This is a genomic window from Microbulbifer regidiadema (SeqCode), from assembly GCF_052467605.1.
Window position 1 is genome coordinate 4444972 of the sequence record NZ_CP174316.1, and the last position, 21851, is coordinate 4466822.

Annotated in this window: 17 protein-coding genes; 11 read left to right on the forward strand and 6 right to left on the reverse strand. The window is 50.7% G+C overall.

Annotated elements, in window-relative coordinates; genetic code table 11:
- The first annotated feature begins 21 nt into the window (after positions 1–21).
- The 9 genes from murC to mutT all read left to right on the forward strand — a co-directional run bounded on the left by murC (position 22) and on the right by mutT (position 12140).
- A complete protein-coding gene (gene murC / locus ACJJIF_RS20100) occupies positions 22–1485 on the forward strand; it encodes a UDP-N-acetylmuramate--L-alanine ligase (RefSeq protein ID WP_444930042.1) in 1464 nt (487 codons plus the stop codon).
- Between the two features lie 124 nt (positions 1486–1609).
- A complete protein-coding gene (locus tag ACJJIF_RS20105; protein ID WP_444930043.1) occupies positions 1610–2305 on the forward strand; it encodes a cell division protein FtsQ/DivIB in 696 nt (231 codons plus the stop codon).
- Between the two features lie 115 nt (positions 2306–2420).
- Positions 2421–3656, forward strand: a complete 1236-nt coding sequence (gene ftsA, locus ACJJIF_RS20110; protein ID WP_444930044.1) for a cell division protein FtsA — start codon at positions 2421–2423, stop codon at positions 3654–3656.
- 87 nt (positions 3657–3743) lie between these two features.
- Entirely contained in the window at positions 3744–4985 is a 1242-nt protein-coding gene (gene ftsZ / locus ACJJIF_RS20115) for a cell division protein FtsZ (protein ID WP_444930045.1), read from the forward strand.
- A gap of 396 nt (positions 4986–5381) precedes the next feature.
- Positions 5382–6296 carry a UDP-3-O-acyl-N-acetylglucosamine deacetylase gene (gene lpxC / locus ACJJIF_RS20120; RefSeq protein WP_444930046.1) on the forward strand — a complete coding sequence of 305 codons (915 nt, stop codon included), beginning with the start codon at positions 5382–5384 and terminating at the stop codon, positions 6294–6296.
- A 156-nt stretch (positions 6297–6452) separates the two neighbouring features.
- Positions 6453–7388 (forward strand): M23 family metallopeptidase, encoded by a 936-nt coding sequence (locus ACJJIF_RS20125; RefSeq protein WP_444930047.1) that lies wholly within the window; start codon positions 6453–6455, stop codon positions 7386–7388.
- 163 nt (positions 7389–7551) lie between these two features.
- Positions 7552–10299, forward strand: coding sequence for a preprotein translocase subunit SecA (gene secA / locus ACJJIF_RS20130; protein WP_444930048.1), 2748 nt, complete (start codon positions 7552–7554; stop codon positions 10297–10299).
- A 230-nt stretch (positions 10300–10529) separates the two neighbouring features.
- Positions 10530–11732: a bifunctional glutamate N-acetyltransferase/amino-acid acetyltransferase ArgJ gene (gene argJ / locus ACJJIF_RS20135; protein ID WP_444930049.1), complete on the forward strand. Its 1203-nt coding sequence runs from the start codon at positions 10530–10532 to the stop codon at positions 11730–11732.
- A 9-nt stretch (positions 11733–11741) separates the two neighbouring features.
- Positions 11742–12140, forward strand: a complete 399-nt coding sequence (gene mutT, locus ACJJIF_RS20140) for an 8-oxo-dGTP diphosphatase MutT (RefSeq protein ID WP_444930050.1) — start codon at positions 11742–11744, stop codon at positions 12138–12140.
- A gap of 74 nt (positions 12141–12214) precedes the next feature.
- Here mutT and yacG read toward each other — a convergent pair whose 3' ends face one another.
- The 5 genes from yacG to pilB form a co-directional block, all read right to left on the reverse strand.
- Positions 12215–12430: a DNA gyrase inhibitor YacG gene (gene yacG / locus ACJJIF_RS20145; RefSeq protein WP_108734183.1), complete on the reverse strand. Its 216-nt coding sequence runs from the start codon at positions 12428–12430 to the stop codon at positions 12215–12217.
- Positions 12431–12482: 52 nt separating this feature from the next.
- The gene (gene coaE, locus ACJJIF_RS20150; RefSeq protein WP_444930051.1) at positions 12483–13091 is read right to left on the reverse strand and encodes a dephospho-CoA kinase; all 609 of its coding nucleotides are present in this window, start codon (positions 13089–13091) and stop codon (positions 12483–12485) included.
- A 106-nt stretch (positions 13092–13197) separates the two neighbouring features.
- The gene (locus ACJJIF_RS20155; protein WP_444930052.1) at positions 13198–14085 is read right to left on the reverse strand and encodes a prepilin peptidase; all 888 of its coding nucleotides are present in this window, start codon (positions 14083–14085) and stop codon (positions 13198–13200) included.
- 3 nt (positions 14086–14088) lie between these two features.
- Positions 14089–15303: a type II secretion system F family protein gene (locus ACJJIF_RS20160; RefSeq protein ID WP_444930053.1), complete on the reverse strand. Its 1215-nt coding sequence runs from the start codon at positions 15301–15303 to the stop codon at positions 14089–14091.
- Positions 15304–15496: 193 nt separating this feature from the next.
- On the reverse strand, positions 15497–17209 hold the full coding sequence (gene pilB / locus ACJJIF_RS20165; protein ID WP_444930054.1) for a type IV-A pilus assembly ATPase PilB: 1713 nt from the start codon (positions 17207–17209) through the stop codon (positions 15497–15499).
- Between the two features lie 546 nt (positions 17210–17755).
- On the opposite strand from pilB, the gene ACJJIF_RS20170 reads away from it, so the two are divergent.
- Together ACJJIF_RS20170 and ACJJIF_RS20175 are read left to right on the forward strand one after the other, a co-directional pair.
- Positions 17756–18187, forward strand: coding sequence for a pilin (locus ACJJIF_RS20170; RefSeq protein ID WP_444930055.1), 432 nt, complete (start codon positions 17756–17758; stop codon positions 18185–18187).
- Positions 18188–18248: 61 nt separating this feature from the next.
- Complete coding sequence (locus tag ACJJIF_RS20175; protein WP_444930056.1) at positions 18249–19670, forward strand: O-antigen ligase family protein; 1422 nt, start codon at positions 18249–18251, stop codon at positions 19668–19670.
- Here the strand turns inward: ACJJIF_RS20175 and ACJJIF_RS20180 are convergent.
- Complete coding sequence (locus ACJJIF_RS20180) at positions 19667–21088, reverse strand: undecaprenyl-phosphate glucose phosphotransferase (RefSeq protein WP_444930057.1); 1422 nt, start codon at positions 21086–21088, stop codon at positions 19667–19669. The genes ACJJIF_RS20175 and ACJJIF_RS20180 overlap by 4 nt on opposite strands.
- Positions 21089–21851 lie beyond the last annotated feature (763 nt).

Here is a 21851-nt window from a genome sequence, read left to right on the forward strand (position 1 = left end):
AAGTGGGTGAAGGTTAAAGTCATGTCTTCAGTGCGGACGAGCGAAGATAAAAGTTATGCGGTACCGGCTATGCGTCGTATCCGCCGAATTCACTTTATTGGAATTGGCGGCGCCGGCATGAGCGGTATCGCAGAGGTATTGCAGAATCAGGGCTACGAAGTATCCGGTTCTGACCTGCGTGAATCTGTGGTAACCGACCGGCTGCGTGAATTGGGTGTTAAAGTCCAAATCGGGCACAGTGAGGAAAATGTTCGCGGCGTTGATGTTGTAGTTAACTCCTCAGCGGTACACGGCGATAACCCGGAGTTGGTAGAGGCGAGGGAGAAGAGAATCCCCATTGTGCGCCGCGCCGAAATGCTCGGTGAGTTGATGCGCTACCGCTATGGTATCGCTGTGGCGGGAACTCACGGAAAGACAACGACTACCAGCTTGATCGCCGCAATTTTTGCCGCAGATAAAAAAGACCCGACTTTCGTTATCGGAGGCCTGGTCAATGCTGCGGGTGCCAATGCGGCCCTGGGTGAAAGTCGCTATCTGGTGGCGGAGGCGGACGAGAGCGATGCATCTTTTATCCACCTACAGCCGATGGTGACAGTGATTACCAATATCGATGCGGACCATATGGAAACTTATGGGGGCGACTTCGAGAAGGTAAAGCAGATCTTTATTGATTTTGTGCACAACCTGCCGTTTTACGGTCTGGCCGTGGTTTGTGGGGATGATGCCAATGTTCAGGAGGTTATTCCCAAATTCTCTCGCCCGGTGCTGACCTATGGATTTGATGAGGGCAATGACTACCGCATTGTCGAAGTAAAGCAGGAGCCGCTGCGCAGTCATTTCAGCGTGCAGAGACCCAAGGGGGACCTATTACAGGTTTCTGTGAATACGCCAGGTATTCATAATGTCCTCAACGCGACAGCAGCCATTGCCGTTGCCTGTGATGAAGGCGTTAGCGATGAGGCGATTCGCAGCGGGCTAAAAGGCTTCCAGGGTGTTGGCCGCCGCTTCCAGATTTATGGTGAATATGCGGTAAGTGATGATAGGCAAGCGAACAAGGTGATGTTGGTGGACGATTACGGGCACCATCCACGAGAAGTCGCTGCCACAGTGAAAACGGTGCGGGATGGATGGCCGGATCGGAGACTGGTTATGATTTACCAGCCCCACCGCTATACCCGAACCCGGGACCTGTTCGAAGATTTCGTTCAAGTGTTGTCTGAGGTCGATAAATTGATCTTGCTCGACGTGTACAGTGCTGGCGAAACGCCAATTGCCGGTGCCGATGGCAGGACCCTCGCCCGCAGCATACGCAACCGGGGACAGGTGGATCCGATCTTTATGGAGACGATTGATCAAGTGCCGCCGGTATTGGCCGATTTGTTGGAGCCCGGTGATATTGTTCTGACTCAGGGCGCCGGTAATGTCGGTGCGCTTTCGCAGAGGTTGGCCGGGTGGCGCCTGGGCGAGCCTGGCGGTGAGGACTGAGTAGTTAGTGAAAAGCGCTGAAACGAAATCAGCCGGGAGGAAAAAAAAGACTGCTCGCGGTGCGAGCCCTCTCGGGGCCAGAGATACAGAGAAACTTCGCCTGAACTGGAGACGGTGTTTTTTTTTGCTGGCGATATTCGCGAGCTTTTCAGCTCTTTTATATGGTGGGGTCTGGCTGTGGCGTTGGGCACCATCGGTTGAACTCAGTAATGTTGATGCCCTGGAGCAGGTGCAAGTACGCGGGGCTTTTAATGCGGTAAGCGAAGAGGAATTAAGGGACACGCTCCTTCCTCACCTGAGAGCCGGTTTTTTTTCCGCAGATATTCAGGCAATGCGGCAGACATTACTCGCGAACCCCTGGATTATTTCCGCTTCAGTGAGCAGGCGTTGGCCGAAGGGGGTTGAAGTAGATATTACTGAGGCACAGCCTCTCGCCAGTTGGGGTGAGGATAAGCTGCTGGTAGCGAGCGGGGACTTATTACCGCGACCGGCGCACATGAGTGTCCAGGCATTACCGGAATTGGCCGGGGATGAAGAACTGGTAGAGCGGATCATGTTGCAGTACCGAGCGCTCGCCGGGTTGTTGACCACCCGAGATATGGAAGTAAAACGGTTGTCATTTGATGACCTGAGTGGTTGGCATCTGGAGTTGGTGTCGGGAATTGAATTAAAACTCGGCCATGATGCTTTATTGGAGCGGGTACACCGCTTTCTATTTTTGAGCCGCGGGGTGCTGGCGCCGCATCTACAAAAGGTCGTCAGTGTCGATACACGCTACAGCAATGCCGTGGCGGTTGAGTGGAAAGACGAAGAAAAGTAAATATAGAGGCAGCTCGGGTGGCTGCTTTACAGATAAAAGTTTAAAAGCGAACGCTGTGTTCTGGTCCGATAGCAGGCCCTGAATCAGAATACGGCTCAGCGAGGTTGGTACAAAAATGACACAGGTATCCGATCAGCGCATGATTGTTGGACTGGATATAGGCACCTCTAAAGTAGTTGCTATCGTCGGTGAGGCATCCGGTGATGGGGAACTCAATATTGTCGGTATCGGCTCCCATCGTTCCACCGGAATGAAAAAAGGCGTAGTGGTTAATATTGAATCAACTGTGCAATCTATTCAGCGCGCGGTGGAAGAAGCTGAGTTGATGGCGGGTTGCGAAATTCACTCTGTGTACGCAGGGATTGCGGGAAGTCACATTCGCAGCTTGAACTCTCACGGTATAGTTGCCATCAAAGACCGCGAGGTAACCCAGCAGGATCTCGATCGGGTTATTGATGCAGCCAGGGCTGTGGCAATTCCGGCGGATCAAAAAATTCTGCACACGCTTCCGCAGGAGTACCTGATTGATAACCAGGAGGGGGTAAAAGAGCCTCTGGGGATGTCCGGTGTACGCCTTGAGGCAAAAGTCCACCTGGTAAGTGGTGCAGTGAATGCTGCACAAAATATTGAAAAGTGTATTCGTCGCTGTGGCCTCGAAGTAGAAGATGTCATCCTAGAGCAATTGGCCTCCAGTTATGCCGTCCTGACTGAAGACGAGAAAGAGTTGGGGGTGTGCATGGTAGATATTGGTGGGGGGACTACCGATATTGCAGTGTTTACTGGTGGCTCTATTCGGCATACCGGTGTAATACCGATTGCCGGAGATCAGGTCACTAACGATATTGCGATGGCTTTGCGCACACCGACACCGCACGCTGAAGATTTGAAAATCAAATATGCGTGCGCATTGGCAAAACTCGCTCGCGAAGGTGAAACCATCAAGGTGCCGAGCGTTGGTGATCGTGCTCCCAGAGATTTATCTCGGCAGGCACTGGCCGAAGTTGTTGAGCCGCGCTACGACGAGCTGTTTACATTAGTGCAAGCTGAGTTGCGTCGCAGTGGTTTTGAAGATTTGTGTGCGGCGGGCGTTGTACTGACTGGAGGCTCTTCAAAAATGGAGGGCGCGGTTGAGCTGGCTGAGGAGATATTCCATATGCCGGTTCGCCTTGCAGTGCCACAGGGTATTGCGGGTCTGACGGATATCGTCAGCAACCCAATTTATTCCACTGGAGTTGGATTATTGATGTATGCGATGCAGCAGGAAGAGGCTCGAGAGGGCAAAATACCGCCTGTGCGCAACGATAATCAGTGGTGGGATAAGGTAAAACACTGGTTTCGCGGAAATTTGTAATAGAGTGCAACCAGATTAAGCCATCCCGGGGGGATTTTTTTTAGGCATGGCTGTAAAATTCGACATGAGCAAAAAAGGGGAACAGCAATGTTCGAACTAGTTGATAGTGTACAGGATAAGCCTGTCATCAAGGTGATTGGTGTCGGCGGCGGCGGCGGTAATGCAGTTAAGCATATGATCGCCAATGATGTTGAGGGTGTAGACTTTATCTGTGCAAACACAGATGCACAGGCTCTCAAAGATATTGAGGCTCGCACAATCCTGCAACTGGGTAACACAATCACTCGCGGTCTGGGCGCAGGGGCAAACCCGGATATTGGTCGCCAGTCCGCGCTTGAAGACCGCGATCGCATTGCTGAGGTATTGACCGGTGCGGATATGGTATTTATCACTGCCGGTATGGGTGGTGGTACGGGTACCGGTGGTACACCGATTGTTGCTGAGATTGCCAAAGAACTCGGCATTCTCACCGTTGCAGTGGTTACCCGCCCATTTAAGATTGAAGGGCGCAAGCGCACGGTAGTAGCTGACGAGGGTATCCTTGAGCTGCGCGATAAAGTTGACTCCCTGATTACTATTCCCAACGATCGCCTGTTGGAAGTGCTCGGCAGTAAGATCACGATGAAATCCGCATATAAAGAAGCGGATAACGTTTTGCTCGGTGCAGTACAGGGTATTGCCGATCTGATGATTCGCCCGGGCATCATGAACGTGGACTTCGCCGATGTGCGCACGGTGATGTCTGAAATGGGTATGGCGATGATGGGCTCCGGTTCGGCGGTCGGTGAAAACCGTGCGCGTGAAGCGGCTGAAAAAGCGGTGCGCAGCCCGCTGCTGGATAATGTTAACTTGGCCGGCGCTCGCGGCATCCTGGTGAATATCATCACCGGTAGTGAAGAGGCGGGCTGCCAGGAATTGACCCTGGGTGAATACTCTGAAGTGGGTGAGATTGTCCAGGAAATCGCCTCCGATGAGGCGACTGTGGTTATCGGCACCGCAGTGGATGACAAGCTCGGCGATGAAATGCGAGTGACCGTAGTGGCGGCGGGCCTCGGCGAAGGCACCCCGGCAGCGCGTCCGGTCAAGGTGGTGGATAGCTCTCGCCGCCCGGAGCCCCGCGAGCCGGTTCGCGAAACTCGCGAAACCCGCGATAACCACGCCGCTCACACCGGTCACGGTTCCGCAGGTTTGGTGAATCGCGAAGCTATTGACCCGCGTCCGCGCAGTGATGCGGAGCGCCCCAAGCGCTCGAATTCTACGCTGAACCCGGCGGATGCGGATATGGAGTACTTGGATATTCCCGCGTTCCTGCGCCGTCAGGCAGACTAGGGCAGCGCTACCGCAGTGGTAGAACACCGCTCATGTCTGCCCGGCTCCGGCTGGGTATTGCCGCTGCGGTGCGGCCTTTGCTCGAGTCCACCTCGTCGAATGGGTGGACTCTTGCCCTGTTTTACAGAGACTTTGAACCGGAACTAATAAATCGCAATAATTATCTAAAATAATTAACAATTATTAACAGCGCTTGCGGAGCTGACGACTTTAGAATGCTGTCGTAGTGATATGCGTTGGCGCTGCAATCTTTGCTTGATCTATCCTCAGTAGGTAGGTGGTGCTCTATTGTAGTGACCACTCGCCCAGAATTGGTATTGGCGTCGCAATTGTGCTAATATCGATGGCTTACTGCGCCTTAGGGGCGTGGTCCACCGACGGGGAAAAGATAGTTTCATGATCAAACAGCGCACGCTTAAGAATGCTATTCGCGCCACTGGCGTAGGTCTGCACACTGGCAAGAAAGTTGTACTTACCCTTAAACCAGCGCCCGTAGACACCGGTATCGTGTTCCGCAGAACCGATTTGGACCCGGTTGTTGAAATCGAGGCTCGCGCGGAAAATGTCGGCGATACTCTCCTTTCAACCACCCTGGAAAAGGGTGACGTTCGCATTGCTACGGTAGAGCACTTGCTCTCAGCAATGGCGGGTCTCGGCATTGATAACGCGATTGTCGAGCTGTCCGCGCAAGAAGTGCCCATTATGGATGGCAGTGCCGGCCCATTTGTATTCCTGATTCAGTCCGCAGGTATCCAGGAGCAAGCGGCTCCGAAGAAGTTCCTGCGCATCAAGAAGCCGGTGACCGTAGAGGATGGCGATAAAGTTGCCAGCTTCCTGCCTTTTAACGGCTTTAAGGTCTCCTTCACGATTGACTTTGACCACCCGGTTTTCCAGGGGCGCAATCTGAGTTCGTCTGTGGACTTTTCCAGCACCTCCTTCGTAAAGGAAGTGAGCCGCGCCCGTACCTTCGGCTTTATGCATGAAATCGAATACTTGCGCTCCAAGGGCCTGGTGCAGGGCGGTTCTGTTGATAACGCAATTGTGATCGATCAATACCGTATTCTGAACGAAGGTGGATTGCGATATGAAGACGAATTTGTGAAGCATAAAATTCTGGACGCAATTGGCGATCTCTACCTCTTGGGTACCAGCCTGATTGGTGAGTTCAAAGCCTTTAAGTCCGGCCACGCTCTGAACAACAAATCCCTCCGCCACCTGATGGCCCAGGAAGATGCCTGGGAAATGGTCACCTTTGAGGGCGAGCAGGAAGAGGCGCCGATCTCCTATATCAAGCCTATCCTGGCAGTTTGATACTTGCGCAAAAAGCCGGCATTATACTGCCGGCTTTTTTGTATGATTGTTTCACAGAAAGTCTATAGATTTTTGGTACCCTTACGGGTTTGGCACCTCGGCTTTATGTATCGGGGCTAATGAAAATTAAAAAATGTCGAACTCCTCACAGCCCCTATGAAAGTAATCCTGGTCAACGATCGCGGTGCGACTCGCAGTTTTAATTTTGGCAGCTTGAGCAAGGCCCTGTTGGGTTTGTGTCTGCTGAGCCTCCCTGTGGGCGCGTTTCTGCTGGGGGCGAATTTACCGGTTACCGAAACGGATCTGTTTGACTCCCGCACCGCCAAGGCCTGGAACCGCGCCCTGCGCAAGCAGCAGGCAGAAATTGCTGAGGCGGACAGAGAGGCGCGGGAGCAGCTTGCGGCCCTTACGGTTAAACTTGCCGAGTTACAGGCGCGCTTGACCCGCCTGGATGCTCTCGGTGAGCGTTTAACCTCTGTCGCCAACCTCGATGAAGGCGAGTTTGAATTTGGCAGTGCGCCGGCTATTGGCGGGCCGGAAGACCCGGGCCTTGCCGGTGCCTCTGAGTTACCCTATCAGCCCCCCGAGTTTCTCGAAGTTATCGGCGATCTCTCTCACCAGATTGAAGATCGCCAGATGCAGCTGAATACGCTCGAATCTTTGATGGCGAACCTCAAGCTTGAGGATGAACAGTTTTTAGCGGGCCGCCCCATCAGCAAGGGCTGGATGTCCTCCCGCTATGGCTACCGCACCGATCCTTTCTCCGGCCGCAGAACCTGGCATAAGGGCGTGGATTTTGCCGGCAAAATGGGCTCTGACGTTGTCTCGGTGGCCGCCGGTGTTGTCACCTGGGCCGATGAGCGTCACGGCTACGGCCAGCTGGTGGAGATCAATCACGGCAATGGCTACTCCACCCGCTATGGGCACAACAGTGAACTTAAAGTGGGCTTGGGTGACGTGGTCAAGAGAGGCCAGGTTATTGCCCTGATGGGCTCCAGTGGCCGCTCTACTGGACCCCATGTCCATTTCGAGATTTACAAAAATAACCGCACGGTTGACCCGGCCAGCTACATCCGCCGCACAGGCAGATAAGAACTATCCTTCCTTTACGCGTAATTGTTGGTAGCTTGGCATAAGAGTTGCCAGCGCTTGCGCCTTCCTGTTTACTTGCACCTCTCGCATAAAGGAGTGTCGGTGCATCGATCTGCCCGGTATTAGCGCCGACAGCGCAAATAAGATAAGTGGTTTCTAAATAATGATTGGCAAACTGATTAAATCGGTCTTTGGTTCAAAAAATGACCGCGAGCTGAAGCGCATGCGGCGGGTCGTGGGGAAGATCAACGCTCTGGAAGAGGATTTCCAGAAGCTTGACGATGCAGGCCTGCGGGCGAAAACGGATGAGTTTAGGCAGCGGCTCGCTGACGGGGAAAAGCTCGATCAAATTCTACCTGAGGCATTTGCGGCAGTGCGCGAAGCGGGCCGCCGGACCATGGGTATGCGCCACTTCGATGTGCAGCTGATCGGCGGTATGACCCTGCACGAAGGGCGTATCGCAGAGATGCGCACCGGTGAAGGTAAAACCCTGGTTGCAACCCTGCCGGCCTACTTGAATGCACTTGAAGGCAAGGGCGTTCACATTGTTACGGTGAACGATTATCTGGCTTCGCGGGATGCCAACTGGATGCGCCCGGTATACGAATTCCTGGGTATGACGGTGGGCGTTATTGTCTCCCAGCAGCCGCCGGAAGAAAAGAAAGCGGCGTATGAAGCTGATATCACCTACGGCACCAACAACGAATTCGGTTTTGACTACCTACGCGACAATATGGTGTTGCGCAAAGAGGACCGCACCCAGCGTCCGCAAAACTTCGCCATTGTCGATGAGGTGGACTCGATCCTGATCGATGAAGCGCGTACCCCGCTTATTATCTCTGGTGCCGCCGAAGACTCCTCTCACCTCTATATGGCGATGAACAAACTGGTTCCCCAGCTGGAGCGCGCCGAAGAGGGTGGGGAAGGGCACTACACTGTCGATGAGAAGACCCGCCAGGTTGAGCTGACCGAACAGGGCCACCTATTGATCGAAGATCTGCTGTCGCGCAGTGGATTAATGAAGGAAGATCAGTCTCTTTACGCCCCTGGAAACCTGGGCCTGTTGCACCATGTGCACGCCGCTTTACGCGCTCATGTGCTGTTTAACCGCGATGTGGACTACATCGTGCAAAACGGTCAGGTGGTGTTAATTGATGAACACACCGGCCGGACCATGCCGGGCCGCCGCCTCTCCGAGGGCCTGCACCAGGCGCTGGAAGCGAAAGAGACCGTTCAGATCCAGAGTGAGAGCCAGACTCTCGCCTCTACAACGTTCCAGAACCTGTTCCGCTTCTATCCCAAGCTCGCCGGTATGACCGGTACGGCGGATACCGAGGCGTTTGAATTCCAGCAAATTTACGGCCTGGATGTGGTGGTAATTCCCACCAATAAAGAAATTCAGCGCGAAGATCTCAACGACCTGGTCTACCTGAGCCAGGAAGAAAAGATGGAAGCGATTATTGAGGATGTGAAGCACTGTCGTGAAAAGCAGGCTCCGATTCTCGTTGGTACCGCCTCTATCGAGACCTCGGAAGAGATGTCCCGCAAGTTGCAAAAGGCGGGCATTAAGCACCAGGTTCTCAACGCCAAGTACCACGAGCGCGAGGCGCAGATTATCGCTCAGGCGGGTCGCCCGGGCGCGGTGACAATCGCCACCAATATGGCCGGTCGCGGTACCGATATCGTGCTGGGTGGTAACTGGGAGGCGGAGGCGGCAGCGTTTGCCCAGGAGAAGGGGCGCGAGCTGACGGAAGCGGAACTGGCACAAGCCAAAGAGGACTGGAAGAAGCGTCACGAGCAGGTGATTGCGGCCGGCGGCCTGCATATTATCGGCACTGAGCGCCATGAATCCCGCCGTATCGATAACCAGCTGCGCGGCCGTGCGGGCCGTCAGGGCGACCCGGGGGTTACCCGTTTCTATCTCTCCCTGGAAGATAACCTGATGCGCATCTTCGCCTCCGATCGGGTGAAGAACTTTATGCAGATGCTGGGAATGGAGCGCGGTGAGGCGATTGAGCACCGCATGGTGTCCAACGCTATCGAAAAAGCCCAGCGCCGCGTGGAAGGTCGCAACTTCGATATCCGCAAGCAGCTGCTGGAGTACGATGATGTAGCCAACGATCAGCGCCAGGTGATCTACGGCCAGCGTAACGAGCTTCTGGAAGCCGAGAGCATCAGTGACACCATCTCCGCTATCCGTGAAGATGTGGTCAGTGGCATTGTCTCTGGTTCTATTCCCCCGCAGAGCGTGGAAGAGCAGTGGGATATTCCAGCTCTGGAGCAGCAGCTCTCCGGTGAACTGGGGATTCAGCTCCCGGTACAGCAGTGGCTCGACGAAGACCGCACCCTGCACGAGGAGAGTCTGCGGGAGAAAATTACCACCGCTGCGCAGGAGGCCTATGCAGCCAAGGTCTCCCGTATTGCGGAGTCCTCCGGTGATACCAATCTGATGCCGACAATTGAGCGTCAGATTATGTTGCAGGTATTGGACCAGCTGTGGAAGGAGCACCTTTCCAGCATGGATCACTTGCGTGCGGGCATTGGTCTGCGGGCCTATGCCAACAAAAACCCCAAGCAGGAGTTTAAGCGCGAGTCCTTCCACCTGTTCCAGAGCATGCTGGAGAACCTCAAGCATGAGGTGGTGCGTATCCTTGCCCACGTAGAGCCTATGACTCGCGAGCAGGCAGAAGAGATGGAGCAGCGCCGTCTGGAAGAGCAGCGCAAGCAGCAGCTCGAATTACAGCACGCTCAGGCTTCAGCGCTTCCAGAAGGCGAGTCCAGCGGGCAGCCGGCCACTCCGGCACCGGAGCGTCGCGGCCCTAAAGTTGGCCGCAACGATCCCTGCCCCTGTGGCTCCGGCAAGAAGTACAAGCAGTGCCACGGTAAATTGGCCTCCTCTGCCCAGAGCTAATTTTCCACTGCCGAGATTGAGAAAATACCCCGCTTAGCGGGGTATTTTTTTGTCCGATCAAAAAACTTTCTGCGGAAATTAATATTTATTCCGCAGATAAATCTATTTTTGCCTTGCCTTGCCGGGGTGAGGCTTCAATAATATTGATCAATCATTGGTTTCCGCTATTTCGCTCCGGTGAACAGGGGTTCGGGTTTGCCAGCGCTGTATAGCCCTAAGTTGTTATTTTTATGTCTGAATCATCCATTCCCCTTGTTGAAGGGGTTCGCCTCGCTAGTGTGCCCGCCAGGATCAAAGACTGGGAGCGCAACGACCTGCTGCTGATTGAACTTGCTGAAGGAGCTTCAGTTGCGGCCACGTTTACTCAGAATACATTTTGTGCAGCCCCGGTTACGGTTGCGAAAGAGCATATTGCCAGAGGCGATGTGCGAGCTCTGGTGATCAATGCGGGCAATGCCAATGCCGCTACGGGTGCAAGGGGGTTGACGGATGCTCGGGCTACTTGTGAAGCTGTGGCGGAGGCACTGAAAATTTCTGCACAACAGGTATTGCCCTTCAGTACCGGAGTGATTGGTGAGCACTTACCCATAGAGAGATTGCTCGCCGCAATTCCAAGCTCTACTGCACAGCTGGAGCCCGCTGGCTGGGAGCGGGCGGCCGAAGCCATAATGACTACCGATACCCGGCCCAAAATTGCGAGTCGTAAACTCAAGATTAACGGTGAGGAAATCACGGTTGTGGGGATTGCCAAGGGCTCCGGCATGATCCAGCCAAATATGGCGACCATGCTCGCCTATGTCGCCACTGATGCCGGTATTGCGCAACCTCTGTTGGAGCAAATGGTGCGCGAGGCCGTGGGAGCTTCCTTTAATCGCATTAGCGTAGATGGGGACACCTCAACGAACGACGCCTGTGTATTAATGGCAACCGCTGCGCGGGGGAAGGTGATCGATGATAGCGAGGCTATCAATTATCGGGAGCTGTGCAGGGCAATTACGGAAGTGCATATAGAGCTCGCCCAGGCCATTGTCAAAGATGGTGAGGGTGCAACCAAGTTTGTTACCGTACAAGTGGATGGTGCGCTCAGTAGCGCAGAGGCCCTGGAGGTTGCCTTTGAGGTGGGTGACTCGCCCTTGGTGAAAACGGCACTCTACGCCTCAGACCCCAACTGGGGCCGCCTGGTAATGGCGATCGGCAACGCGATTAAAGGCGAGTTGGACACCGGGAAGGTGGAGATTTTCCTCGATGACGTACAGGTGGTGAGTGCCGGTGGCCGCGCCGCAGAATATCGGGAGCAGGCTGGGGAGCAGGTGTTTTCCAAGCCTGAATTTACCGTCCGAATCGAGCTGGGGCGCGGTGAGAGCAGTGAGCATATCTGGACCTGTGACTTCTCCCACGAGTATGTCACTATCAACGCAGAATATCGGACTTGAGGTAGTAGTGTGAGTAAGGTTGTCCATGTCGCTGTTGGTGTAGTGATCCGAGAGGATGGCAAAATCCTAATTGCCCGCCGCCCCGACCATTTGCATATGGGGGGGCGCTGGGAGTTTCCCGGTGGCAAGGTGGAGCAGGGCGAATCTGTACAGGACGCGCTCTACAGAGAGTTGCTTGAAGAGGTGGCGATTGAGTTACAGGAGCTGCGGCCGCTGGTAGAAATTCGCCACGACTACCCGGAGAAAACCGTGTTGCTGGATACCTGGCAAGTGACACAGTTTGCCGGTGAAGCCCTCGGCCGGGAGCAACAGGAGATCAAGTGGGTATCTGTCGACGAACTGGACAAGTTCCACTTTCCCGATGCCAATCAAGCGATTATTGCGGCAGTCAAAGGGCACTTTTCCTAGCGCCCTTATCAATTTGGCTTCACTCTGAATAGCTGCTGAGCGGCAGCTGTTCAGGTGGGGTTGGATACTTGCTCTCAGTGGCGGGGTTTGTTTGGGTCCAGGTCATCACTCAGTACATCGTCATATACCGATTCCCCGGGAATCTTGTGTCCCTCACTGGCCCACTCCCCCAGGTCAATCAGCTTACAGCGTTCACTACAAAAAGGTTTGAAGGGAAACTTATCACTCCATTCAATGGGCTTTTTGCAGGTGGGGCAGTTGAGTGTCGGGGTTACGCTGGATTTAGGCATAAGATAGTTTGGGCTTAACAGTAATCTGGATTGGAATTGTACTCTAATTAACTTAGCCCGATTCTTTCGACTGGGCAATCTGTAGGTACTTTTGGTGGAGCTGTTCTACCTGAGTTTTAAGCGCGGCCAAGTCTGTAGCGTTGTCCAGCACATCATCGGCTCTCTCTAGCCTCCGCTCCCTGCTCAGTTGGGCAGCCATAATTTTGCGAATCTGCTCCCGCTGGCTGTTATCTCGTGCACAGGCACGCTCAAGCTGCACAGCCTCGGCAAGGTCGACCACACAAATCCGCTCAACGAGTTTATATTGGCCCGACTCAATCAGCAGGGGGGACTCCAAAATCGCGTAGAGGCCCTGGCTTTCGTTTAGCGAGGAGATTATCTCTTGTCTAATCAGAGGGTGTAATAGACTCTCCAGCCACTGGCGTTCGCCCGGATCGTCAAATATCTGTGTGCGCAGCTTGCTCCGGTCTAGCTCCCCATTTTCAAGTAGTATTTCGCTACCGAAGTGCTGGGCGATCTGTTCCAGGGCGGGTTTTCCCGGTTGTACTACCACCCTCGCAGCCCAGTCGGCATCCACCACATGAATACCTAGATCGCGGAAATATCCAGCCGCCGCTGATTTTCCACTGCCGATTCCACCGGTTAAACCTATTGTAAGCACTGGCTAGCCCCCTCAAAAAAGGTCGCGATAAAAATAAAGACCCCAGTCAGATAGCTGGCTGGGGTCATAGTAATGCAATTGGCTGGGGAGTAGTGAGCCGTTTGCTTTAGCTGGCAAGTCCAGAGATATTGAGATACCACCCCATAATTTGATCCCCCCAGAGCATCGCGATCCAGCCGGCACCGGCGAGGTAGGGGCCAAAGGCGATGGGTAAATTGCGATCCCGCCCCATCGCAATACTCCAGCTGATACCGGCAGCGGCGCCGACGGCGGCGGAAAGCAAGATAACCAGCGGCAGCACCTGCCAGCCAAACCAGGCGCCGATGGCCGCCAGGATTTTAAAGTCCCCGGCACCCATACCATCTTTACCGGTAACAATCTTAAAGATATGGAACACCAACCAGAGTGACAGATAACCGGCGATAGCACCGACAACTGCGTCCTGCAACGGGGCAAACACCCCCCAAATATTGATCAGTAAACCGGCCCAGAGCAGGGGTAGGGTGATGTTGTCGGGGAGTAGTTGCTTATCAAAATCGATACCTGTCAGGGCGATAAGGGCCCAGGTAAAGATGCATCCGGCCAACGCCTGCCAGGTGGCCCCCAGCTGCCAGACGACGACAGCAGTTAGGATGCCGGTAATTAACTCCACCACTGGGTAGCGCTTGGGAATACCGGTCCCGCAAGAGCGGCACTTGCCGCGAAGTAGTAAGTAGCTAATAACCGGGATATTTTGCCAGGCCTTGATCTCAGTTTGGCATTTGGGACAGTGGGAGTGGGGTAGCAGCAGGTTGAAGGGCTTTTTTAGCTCCTGCTGTTCTGCGGCAGAGGGTTCTATATCATCAAAGTGGTCATAGAAATCCCGCTTGTACTCCCGCTCCATCATAACTGGGAGACGCAGGATTACTACGTTGAGGAAGCTGCCTACGATTAGGCCTAAAATAAAAGCGCTACCTGAGAGTAGCGCTGGATATAGGAGGAAAATCTCTAGCATTTTTTAAACAACCTGACCCAGCTGGAAGATCGGTAGGTACATGGCGATCATTAGGCCGCCTACCAGGATACCCAGTACAGCCATAATCAGTGGTTCCATAAGTGTGGTGAGATTGTCAACTAGGTTGTCTACAGCTTCTTCATAATAATCAGCGGCCTTACCAAGCATTTCATCTAGGGCGCCGGACTCCTCACCAATAGCTGCCATTTGTACCAGCATAGTTGGGTAAAGTCCTGAAGAGCGCAGGGCAGCATTGAGGGGGATACCGGTAGCGACTGAATCTCGGATTTTAAGTGTTGCCTCTTCGTAAAGGCTATTACCGGTGGCGCCCGCCACTGATTTCAGGGCATCGATAAGGGGGACCCCTGCGGCAAATGTAGTGGAGAGCGTTCGTGCAAACCTAGCTGAGATTGAGTTGTAGGTAATGAGCCCCAAAATCGGTAGTTTTAGGATCAGTCGGTCAAAAAATTCAGCCACTTTTTTGTTGCGTTTTTTTGCTTCAATAGTGCCCCCGATACCGAGGATTACAGTTATTAGCGCAATAAACCAGTTGGCTTGCATCCACTCCGACATGCCGACTACTAACTGAGTAAATGCAGGGAGATCAGCCCCAAAACTGGAGAATGTCTCTGCAAATTGTGGAACAACCTTGACCAGCAAAATTGAAGTTACGACTATTGCCACTACAATCACTGCAATGGGATAGGTCATAGCTTTTTTAATTTTTGCCTTCAGAGATTCTGTTTTTTCTTTATAAGTGGCAATCCTATCCAGCATGGTCTCAAGAGCGCCTGATTGCTCACCTGAGGCAACTAAGTTACAAAATAGATCATCAAAATAGAGCGGGTGCTTGCGTAAAGCATCAGCAAATGCAGTGCCAGAGGAAACTTCATCGCGAATTTTAAAGATTAATTCTTTAACCCCCTGATTATCCAGGCCGTCTGCAACAATATCAAAACTTTGCACCAAGGGGACACCCGCTTTCATCATGGTAGCCATTTGGCGAGTGAAAAGTGCAATATCAGCGGGCTTTACTTTTTTCTTTCCGCCTCCAAACAGGGGTTTGGGCTTCTTTTGAACACGGTTGGCAATAATGCCCTGCTTACGCAGCTGGGCTTTAACTAGGGCGGGGCTAGTGCCGCTGATCTCGCCTTGAACTTTAGCCCCTTTGCTATCCACACCCTTATAGATGTACTCAACTGCTGTGGTACTAGCCATATCTGCTCTTCCTGCTTTCTATCCCTTGCATATAGTTCTCTAAAATACAAGAGTTAATACTCTATTCTTCACGTTGGTTGTCGCTAACATGTTAGAGCATACAGCTCATTTCTTCAGGCTTGGGTTGAGCCTGATATTTTTCGCTATATGCCGAATTCAGCGAGCCCCTGAATTTTAGTTTCTCAGCCAGCTGTTAGTCCTTGGTCACCCTGTTGGCCTCTTCCAGGCTGGTAACCCCCATCACGACTTTGCGTAGGGCGGATATTCTCAGGTTATTAAAGCCCTCTTCTCGCGCTTGGTCGGCAATTTGAATGGAGTTGCCGCCCTCCATTATAATTCTGGAGATGCCGTTAGTAATGCGAACCACTTCATACACACCTACGCGCCCTTTATAGCCTTTAGAGCAGTGTTCGCAGCCCACTGGTTGAAAAATGCTCCAGTCACTTGTGGGGATTGTGACCATTGAGAAACCTTCGGCCTCTAATACTTCAGGAGGGAGTGTAATCGGCTTTTTACATTCATTGCACAGTCTTCGAGCTAGGCGCTGTGCAATAATCACACTCACAGAGGTGGCAATATTAAAAGTGGGAACGCCCATATTCATTAGGCGGGTCAGGGTTTCCGGTGCTGAGTTTGTATGTAGGGTTGATAGCACCAAGTGGCCGGTTTGCGCCGCCTTAATGGCGATTTCGGCCGTCTCTAGGTCCCGGATTTCTCCCACCATAACAATATCCGGGTCTTGTCGAAGGAATGAGCGCAGGGCCTCGGCAAAGTTGAGGCCGACCTTCGCAGAAACATTGACCTGGTTAATTCCCTCCAGATTGATTTCTACCGGGTCTTCAGCAGTGGAGATATTGCGCTCCGGGGTATTGAGAATATTGAGCCCGGTATACAGAGAGACCGTTTTCCCGGACCCGGTAGGACCTGTAACCAGAATCATTCCCTGCGGCTGGGCCAGGGCGTCCATATAGATTTGCTTTTGCTCATCCTCATAGCCCAGGGCATCGATTCCAAGCTTGGCGGAGGAGGGGTCAAGAATACGTAGAACAATTTTCTCCCCCCACAGAGTTGGCAGGCTATTAACGCGAAAATCGATAGCCTTGGTTTTGGAAAGCTTCATCTTGATGCGGCCATCCTGAGGCACTCGTTTCTCAGAGATATCCATCTTGGACATCACTTTGAGGCGCGCAGAAAGTCGAGAGGCGAGCTGAATAGGGGGTTTGGCGATCTCATGTAGGACCCCGTCAGTGCGAAACCTCACCCTGTAGGATTTTTCATAAGGCTCGAAGTGGATGTCCGAAGCGCCAGTGCGTATCGCATCGAGAAGCACCTTGTTTACAAAGCGGACTACAGGTGCTTCATCTCCACCGGGCTCTTCGTCATTGTGATGATCGGAATCGCTTTCGCCGACATCAAGGCTGTCGAGTTCTTCGTCTTCCATGCCATCAAGGCCTGCCCCCATATCTTCACTTTGGGACAGGTAGCTTTCGATAGCCTTGGCCAGCTTATCGGCCTCTACTATGACGGGGTCAGTACTTAGTCCGGTGTTAAAGTTTATCTCATCTAGGCCGGCAAGGTTGGTTGGATCTGCCACCGCCACAAACAGCCTATTGCCCCTCTTATACAGCGGTAGAGCAAAGTGTTTACTGATAAGCTTTTCGTCGATAATGCCTTTGGGGATTAACTCAAAATTATAGCTCCCAAGGTCATATAGCGGCGTGCCGAATGATTGCGAAGCAATTTGGGCAAGCTCTGAGCTTTTAACTAGCTTGGCCTCCACTATATGCTGGGCAAAGCTTTGAGTCTCTCTGCGGGCCGCCTTAATTGCGGATAGAGCGGTTGGTTCGTCGAAAATTTGATCGGCAACCAAACGTTTGGCTAAGCCGCTAAGAGGAGAAACTGTCATTGGTTACACTGCCGGATATAGGTTACTGTGTGCTTCTGCTTAAGGCGCTGAGCTTTAAATCTAGGGGTATTGTATAACTCTTCGATGCTTCTAGCTTCTAGAATGTGAATGACTCGGAAGCCTTGCTGCCGGATTGCAACTTCAGTATAGGCTGCAGCCATTTGCGGCGAGTTGCACACAACACCTGCAGCTTTCAAGAGCTCGTAGAACTGTTATGAAATTATTCAGAAGCCCCTAAGATGTATGTTTGAGCATCAGGCGAAATATAGCGAAATAATGAACATGAGCCAACAAGTTGAACACTTAGCGATAGGTCTACAAGCTGGCCGTCAAACGCCAGGGAGTGACAATTTTTGTCAGGTGTGAGGAGGTTATGTCAGTTTTAGGCTGTTTGCCTACCCCTGCAGGTGGTCGCGTAACTAATAAAATAGTTGCGGTAAGCAGCTGAAATAAATGTTTGTTAATTTTGGCATGAAGCTTGTATATTACTCAGCGATGTCCTCACGGGATTCACTATTATCAATAGTCTGTATGGAGACGGTTACAATGAAAAAGCAACAGGGCTTTACTCTTATTGAATTGATGATCGTAGTTGCGATTATCGGCATCTTGGCAGCAGTTGCCCTTCCGGCTTACCAAGATTACACAGTTCGTGCTCGTGTTTCTGAAGGCCTTACCCTGGCCTCCGGTGCGAAAGCGACTATTTCTGAGAATATTGCCAATAATGGTGGTGCAATTGCTACTTCTGGTAACTGTACTGGTGTAAATACATTTACATCTGCGGTTGGTAGTGTGGCTAGCCTGGCATGTGCAGATGCCTCGGGAGTTATTACTGTTACTATGGCGAGTAATGCCAACGATGTTTCATTTACTATTACCCCGACATCCTCCTCGACCGGTAGTGGAGTTACATGGGCATGTGGGGGTGTTAGCACCAACAATATGAAATATGTTCCTGCCGAGTGTCGCAACACTTAATTGATCTGAATGAAAAAACCGCTAGATATAGCGGTTTTTTCATTTTTAGCGAACCTTTTGAATGAATCATTTAGCTTTTAGGGCTGATTACTTTATAGCTAGAAATAAAATAATCTCTTGGACTCTATTTTTTAGCTTTATTCTTTGGTTTCTGTTCTCGTTAGGGCTCTTGGGAGTACCCTTAACACTTGAAATGAGTGGATATGATTTTAAGCGATCATCGCAAATTGTTCTCATTTCCCTGCTCTCCTTTATTCTTGCAGTAACAAATCCCTGGGGTGACCTGTTTAAAAATTCCGATACGCGGACATGTAAGAATATATTCATACTAATCTTTATATTACTCTTTATGGGAGCGTTGTTTTCGGAAAATACTCCCCAGTCACTGTTTGAAAGTTTACACTGGGCGCTCTTATTTTCTATTTTTTTATCTGGCTATTATATCCAGAAGGCGGCTCTTGTTGAAAAGCTTATATTTGTACTGCTCTTCCTTCACTCCTGTTTGATATTCAAGTCTTCAATCTACTTTGTATTGGACGTTTACTTGACTGGTTCTATTAGACCAAGTGTTTTCTATCCATTTGTGGTCTCGATAAGGTTTTTCAATCAAATCCAAGCTTTCTTTATCCCATGCTTAGTGATGTTTATACTTCATCCCCGGTGGGGAAGCCTTGCTGTAGTGCTGCTTTTCATAAACTTATTTTTGGCTCTTTCGGGAGGTGCGCGTGGATTGCTGTTATCTGTGCTTGCTACTGGCGTCATTGCTTTTTTATTCTTAAGGAACTGCAGGCGGTATATAGTTTGGGCTTTATTGGTTTTTTTAGCTGTGTGTTTTTTTTACGGGGCGCTGCTATATATTTTGAATGTCGAATTTGTTCAAGGAGCGGATTCCCCTTTTCGTACACATAGCTCCGGTCGGATTTATATGTGGCAGGAGTTGGTCGAGAATATGTCGGCAGCTCACTTAATACTGGGGGCTGGGCCAGGAGCTTATGCCTTTACAGATTTTATAAGATATGAAGGGCACCCGCATAATAGTATTCTTCAATTCCTCTATGAGTGGGGGGGGGTGGCAACCTGCTGTTTAATATATTTGGCTGCTCTAATTTTGCATCGATGCTTTAAAGTTATTAAGCATGAAGCTGAAGAGAAAGCTCAGGTGTTAAAGGGGGTTTTTCTTTCATCAATATGTGCAGGGATCTATTCATTACTCAGTGGAATTATTGTAATGCCTATCCCTCAAACATTGATGCTTATGTATATGGGTATTCTATGGTGGCTAACACCGCCCGTTAGCCACCAAGGTGAAGTAGTGCTGAAAATTTCTGTATTTACACGAATATTGAGCAGTATGTTAATTCTCATTATTCTATTTGTATATATTTTTATGTCTATCTATTACCTGAGTCAGCAGTCAAACAACTCGATAGATTCCAGAGGACCAAGATTCTGGTTAAATGGGGCTCCAATTGTAGCACCCTAGTAAGCATTTTTAGCTGTTATAACTGTCGGTAGAGTTAAGAGCAATACCCTGATGTCTAGCCAGATTGACCAGTGGTTAATATAATGAAGATCGCATTCAATTCTTGCGCGCAGCTTGTCGGTAGTGTCAGTCTCACCGCGAAAGCCATTGATTTGTGCCCAACCAGTAATACCCGGTTTTACTTTGTGTCGAAGCATATAGCCGTCAATTAGCTTTCGGAAGTGCTCATTATGAGCCACTGCATGTGGTCGAGGTCCGACAATAGACATTTTTCCCTGAATAACGTTAATGAGCTGCGGTAGCTCATCAAGAGAAGTTTTACGCAAAAAGCGTCCAATTGCGGTTACGCGAGGATCATTTTTGCGAGCTTGCACAACGTGAGCCCCATTCTCTAGAGTGCTCATTGTGCGGAATTTCCATACTCTTATGGGGCGGCCATCGAGTCCGTACCTTAACTGTTTAAAGATAATCGGACCATTTGAGGTGGCTTTTATTGCTAGTCCAATTAACACCATAAGAGGTGAGAATAAAATTAGGAGAATAGAACCTAGCAATAAATCTTCGGAGCGCTTAATCCAGCTGTTGATACCCTCGATTGGGGTGTCGTAGATACTTAGTATACTGCTGCCTCCTACTTGATGCCAGCGCGAATGAAGAAAGCTTTGAACAAAAAGGTTTGGAAGGATGTATACAGTTGCTGTTGTATCTGAAAATAATCTTAATATATTTTGTATTTGATCTTCATCCTTCATGGACAAAGCAATATAAATGTATTCTAGTTTCCCTAGCTTTGCCTCTGAAACGGCATCATTAACGCTCCCAAGGACATTGAAATTTTTATTCCTAATTAATTTTTGGTCACATGAGCTTGCTTCAGGCGCGCTATAAAACCCTTTGATTCGAATGCCATGGTGAGATTCTTCTGCTAAGTCAGCCGCTAATTGTATGCCAGGTTGGGTAATGCCAAGAATGGCGCCTGTGCGAGTATTGTGATTGTGAGAGCGAATATGAAAAAGTATAACTCTTAAAAGGTATCTCCATAGAGATAGGGAGGCGGCCGTACTTAGAAACCAAAACCCAATGACCAGCCGAGAATAAGCTTCTCCTGTTTTGCTGAAATAGGTAATCAGAAGAAGAGATGTGCAAACAAGGCCCCAGCTAATAAGCGTCAACCCTAGCATGCGGGTATAGGTATCAACTCTCCAGGATCGGTATAAGTTTACCGATTCGGAAAAAAAAATAAATAAGGTTGAGCTAAGAAAACCAATAAAAAGCCAGTTTTTTGTTACTTCATGATTAAGTAATGCGCAACACAGAAAGAGAGAGCTTAAAATAACTACTAAATCGATTGTTCGATATAATGTAGCTAGGCTACTCTGATGGTGGGGTCTCCACCTGGGTTTCATATCATATAGCATAAATTTTTCAGGCCTCCGGGCTAGAGCTGTTATATGGTATGATCTTTATATATATTTTGCCATCTATATATTGGCAAGCAGGAGCGCTCACCTTTTCCCTTCAAGCTTCAGTTCAACTTGTTGTTGAATAAGAATGATGGTTATCGAAAGGGTTAAGCTAAGTAGAAAAGTGCCCCCTCCCAAGTTAGGCTAAGATGAAAATTAATTTTTAGTCCGAAAGGGGGCTCCTAGCCCTGACAGGAAGGTGCGTGTGCTCCAATAATACTTGACAAGCCCATAGCAATTCTGGCATATGAATTGCCGTAGAATATGCAAAGCAGCTGTCATGAGGCGAGCGAGCAGTCTGAGTCTTGTAAAATAAAGCATAAGGGACTACGCAGTCAGTATCTCCAGATTCTAGAAAAAGGCTTTATTAGAGGGGTGAGGAAATTTGTCAGCGGTATCCCATTGCCTTTTCTGCCGGGAGAGTGGCTATTTTGCCCCATTAGAAATGGGGGGCAAGCCGTCGGTTTTGATCGGCTTGTAACTGAAGCCCTAAGTTTTGTACACAAATGCTCCAGTGAAAATTACTGCTCCGATAAGCTCTACAAGGGTATCGAGAGCTTCAACGCCATCTAATGTAGGTAAGATCAGATACCTAACTCGCGAGGGATACTGACGACTATCTAATCAGCATATGCTCTACTCCAGGGACGGCCCTAGATTTACCGTAAGGCTCAAGCGATTTCAGTCGGGAAGTTAGGCTATTCCTCTGTATTAGGCT